At 76.9% G+C, this 4404-nt stretch carries 1 protein-coding gene; it reads right to left on the bottom strand.

Translation table 11 applies throughout. The annotated features are described in order from the left end of the window. Positions 1 to 12: 12 nt before the first annotated feature. Positions 13 to 3975, bottom strand: coding sequence for a nicotinate-nucleotide--dimethylbenzimidazole phosphoribosyltransferase (gene cobT / locus J0670_RS31260; RefSeq protein WP_207815237.1), 3963 nt, complete (start codon positions 3973 to 3975; stop codon positions 13 to 15). Positions 3976 to 4404 lie beyond the last annotated feature (429 nt).

The raw sequence follows: 4404 nt of genomic DNA, 5'->3' as shown, positions 1-4404 counted from the left end.
TGACGGGGTGCGTCAGGCCTTCTCGGTGACCCCGGCGGAGTCGAAGGTGGCTACATCGTGCATCGCGCGGGCCGCACTCTGCACCAGCGGCAGCGCCAGCAGGGCACCGGTGCCCTCGCCGAGCCGCAGGTCGAGGTCGATCAGCGGACGCAGGCCGAGCTTCGCCAGCGCGGCCTGGTGGCCGGGCTCGGCGGAGCGGTGGCCGGCGATGCAGGCGGCCAGCACCTCCGGGGCGATCGCCTTGGCGGCCAGCGCGGCCGAACCCGCGATGACACCGTCCAGCACCACCGGGGTGCGCAGCGAGGCGGCCCCCAGCAGGAAGCCGGCGATGGCCGCGTGCTCCAGGCCGCCGACGGCGGCGAGGACGCCGATCGGGTCGCTCGGGTCGGGCTGGTGCAGGGCCAGCGCGGCGCGGATGACCTCGATCTTGCGGGTGTGGGTCTCGTCGTCGATGCCGGTGCCGCGGCCGGTGACCTCGGCCGGGTCGAGGCCGGTGAACACCGAGATCAGGGCGGCCGAGGCGGTGGTGTTGGCGATGCCCATGTCGCCGGTGACCAGCGCCTTGTTGCCCGCCGCGACCAGGTCGCGGGCGGTCTCGATGCCGACCTCGATGGCCTTCAGCGCCTCTTCCCGCGTCATGGCGGGGCCCTGGGTCATGTCGTCGGTGCCGGGCTTGACCTTGCGCGGCAGCAGGCCGGTGGCGCGGCCCTGCTGGACGGCCTCCGGCAGCTCGGCGGCCACGCCGACGTCCACCACGCACACCTCGGTGCCGATCTGCTTGGCGAAGGAGTTGATCACCGCTCCCCCGGCCAGGAAGTTGCCGACCATCTGGGCGGTCACCTCCTGCGGCCACGGGCTGACGCCCTGGGCGTGCACGCCGTGGTCGCCCGCGAAGATCGCCACGCAGGCGGGCTCCGGGATCGGCGGCGGGCACTTGCGGGACAGGCCGCACAGCTGGGCGGAGATGATCTCCAGCATGCCGAGCGAGCCGGCCGGCTTGGTCATCCGCTTCTGCCGGTCCCAGGCCTCGCCGAGCGCCTTGGCGTCCAGCGGGCGGATGCCGCGCAGGGTCTCGGCCAGCAGGTCCTGCGGCTCCTCGCCGGGCAGCGCGCGGTTGCCGTACTGCTCCTCGTGGACCACCCAGGACAGCGGGCGCTTCTTCGCCCAGCCCTGCTGCTCCAGCTCGGGCTCGTCCGGGAACGAGTCGACGAAGCCGACGCACAGGTAGGCGACGACCTCCAGGTGCTCGGGCAGGCCGAGCTCGCGGACCAGCTCCTCGTCGTCGAAGAAGCTCACCCAGCCGACGCCCAGGCCCTCGGCGCGGGCGGCCAGCCACAGGTTCTCCACAGCCAGGGCGGCCGAGTACGGGGCCATCTGCGGCTGGGTGTGCCGGCCCAGGGTGTGCCGGCCACCGCGGGTGCGGTCGGCGGTCACCACGATGTTGACCGGGGTGTCGAGGATGGCCTCGATCTTGATCTCCCGGAACTGCTTGGCCCGGCCCTTGGGCAGCGAGTCCGCGTAGGCCTCGCGCTGACGCTCGGCCAGGGCGTGCATCCGCTTGCGGGTCTTGGCCGAGCGGATCACCACGAAGTCCCAGGGCTGCGAGTAGCCGACGCTGGGCGCGGTGTGGGCGGCCTCCAGGACGCGGATCAGCACCTCGTGCGGGATCGGGTCCGGGCGGAAGCCGTTGCGGATGTCGCGGCGCTCGCGGATCACCTGGTGGACGGCCTCGCGGCCGGCCTCGTCGAAACCGGGGGCGGCTGGGCCTCGCGGCTCGGCGGGCTCGACGGCCTGCGGCTCCTCGGCGGGCTGCTCGGCGCCCTCGGCCTGCTCCGGCTGCTGGTCGGCGGGCTCCTCGGCCTGGACGGCCTGGACGGCCTCCGGCTGCTCGGTGGCCGGGGCCTCGGGGGCCTGCTCGGCGGCCTCGGCGACCTCGGCGGCCTCGGCGACGGGCGGCTGCTCCACGACCGGCTCGGCCGGCTGCTCGGCGGGCTGCTCGGCCACGGGGGCCTCGTCCTGACCGGCCTCGGGCGCGGCGGCGAGGGCGACCGGCTCGGCCTGGGCGGCCTCCGGCTGCGGCTCCTCGGCGGCCTGGACCTCGACGGCCTGGACGTCGGCGGGCTGCTCGGGCGCCTGCTCGGCGGCGGGCTCGGCCACCTCGGCGGCGGGCTGCTGCTCGGGCTCCGGCATGACGGCTTCGGCGGGCTGCGCCGCCGCGACCTGCTCCGGCTGCTGCTCCACGGTCTGCTCGGCCGCCGGCTCGACGGCCTGCTCCGCGCCGTTCTCCGCGCCGTTCTCCGGGCTCTGCTCCGCGACCGGCTCGGCCGACGCGGCGGCCGGGGCCTCGGCGGGCTGCTCGGCCTGGACGGCCTCCGGCTGCGGCTGCGGCTGCTCGGCGGCCTCGGCAGCGGGCTCGCTGACGGCCTGGCCGGAGGGCATCTCGCCGGTACCGGCGGCAGTCTCGGCAACCGGCTCGGCGACGGCCTGCGGCGCGGCCTCGGCGGCCTCGGCGCTCGCTACGGCCTCGGCGCTCGCCACGGCCTCGACGGCCTCCGCAGCCTCGGAGCCCTCGGCGACCTGCTCGGCCTGCACCGGCTCGGCGGCCTGGGCCTCCTCGACGGTCTGCGGCGCATCGGCGGCCGCTATGGGCGCGGCCTGCTGCGGCGCCGCCCCCTCGACCACCGGGGCCTGCTCGGCCGCCGGGACCTTGGGCAGGCCGTGCGGGGTCGGCGCGGCGAGGAAGGCGGAGATCCGGCGCGGCTGACCGGTCGGCGCGGCGGCCTCCGGCTGGGCCTCGGGCTGCTCGAGGGGCGCGGCGGCGACGGCCTCGGCCGCAGGCTCGGCGGCGGCCTCGACCACGACGGTCTCGACGGCGGCGGTCTCGGCCACGGCGGCCACAGCGTCCGCAGCGGGCACGACGGCCTCGGCGGCGGCCTCCGCCGGAACCGGCTCGGCCACGACGGCCTGCGCGGCCTCGGCGGCCGGCGCGCCCTGGACGCCCTCGACGACCGGCGCGACCGGCACGACCGGCGCGACCTGGACGGCCTCCGGCGTCTCGACGACCTCGACCACCTCGATCGCCCCGACCGTCTCGACGGTCAGCACGCCCTCGACCGGCTGCGCGGCCAGCGGCACCTGCTGGAAGCCCTGGCCCTGCGGCGCCTGCTGGACCTCCTGCACCCCCTCGGCCGTCGGAGCCGCCGGGGCGACCGGAGCCGCGGGAGCCATCGGGGCCGCCTGCGGCACGCCCTGCGGCACGGCGCCCGCGACCGGCGCGACGGCCTCGCCCATCGGCGGCCGGCCGACGACCGGAATGCCGTGCGCGGGCGTGCCGCCCTGCGACGGGCCGCGGTCGGCCAGCGAACGGACCGGCACCTGGCCGGTCATCAGCGACGGGTCCGGGATGGGCGGGCCGGCGTGCAGCGGGCGGCGCGGCGGCTGAGCCTGCGTCACCGGCTGCTGCGCCTGCGCCGGGGCGGCCTGGACGGGCGGCTGCTGGGCGTGCTCGCCACCGCCGAGCACCGGCGGGTCCACCGGCGGCCAGGAGGGCTCGACCGGGGTGCCGTCCGGCTGCGGCGCGTACTGCTCGGCCTGGGCGGGAACGATCGGCTCGCCCCAGGAGCCCTGCGGGCCGGGCATCAGCAGCACGTCGTCCTCGTCGTCCAGGCCGTCCGGCTGGTCGACGAAGTGGAAGGCCGGGTGCCCGGCGCCCTGGCCGACGCCCCAGCCGTCGCCGGGGACGGCCGGGGACGGCGCGCCGGGAACGGTGAAGCTCGGCTGGCCCTGCGGCGGGATGACGCCCGCGCCGGGCAGGCCGCCGTGCGGCGCCGCCGGGTTGGGGATCACCCCGCCGTCCGTCGCGACGCCCTGCAGGGGTGCAACGCCGGCGACGCCCTCCGGGCCGCCGAGCGGGTCGGGCCCGGCGTGCAGGTGCTCCGGCTGTCCCTCGCCCGGGACGTGGCCGCCATCGGTCATTGTCAAAGCTCCTTCCAGGCCGCTGCCGCGCCCTTGGCGACACGATCACCGACCGCAGCGCCCATCCGCTCGGGCCGGGCCTGCGTCGACCCGCCCCTCAACCACACGCGGCCGCCGCGCCGAGGCGCTGCGGCCCAAGTCCTTCCGGCGCGCTGCGGCACCCCGGCCCGGGCACCGCCCGTGTGGGAGGTGCACCATCTGAAACAACGACAACCCGGAGCAACCGGCACGACCGCACCGGACCCTACGACATTCTCCAGGTCCGGGACGCGGCCCGTCGAATTGCCCACACTCCGAACGGAACCGGCTTGCACCACGTCAAAAAGGTGACAAACCGACCGAATCGGGCAGGTGGCCGACGGCTGCTGCCGCCTGGGACGCCACACTACCGGCCCCGCGCGGTCACCTCTCGAATCGGTGTCCGGATGC

Source organism: Streptomyces sp. FH025 (genome assembly GCF_017427025.1).
Taxonomy (GTDB): domain Bacteria; phylum Actinomycetota; class Actinomycetes; order Streptomycetales; family Streptomycetaceae; genus Kitasatospora.
Note: the sequence above shows the minus strand (reverse complement) of the source record. Positions and strands in the feature narration are given on the sequence as shown.

What these genes read in the sequence shown, in the direction of transcription:
- cobT (WP_207815237.1), bottom strand. Translation starts at nt 3,975, where the DNA reads ATGACCGATGGCGGCCACGTCCCGGGCGAGGGACAGCCGGAGCACCTG.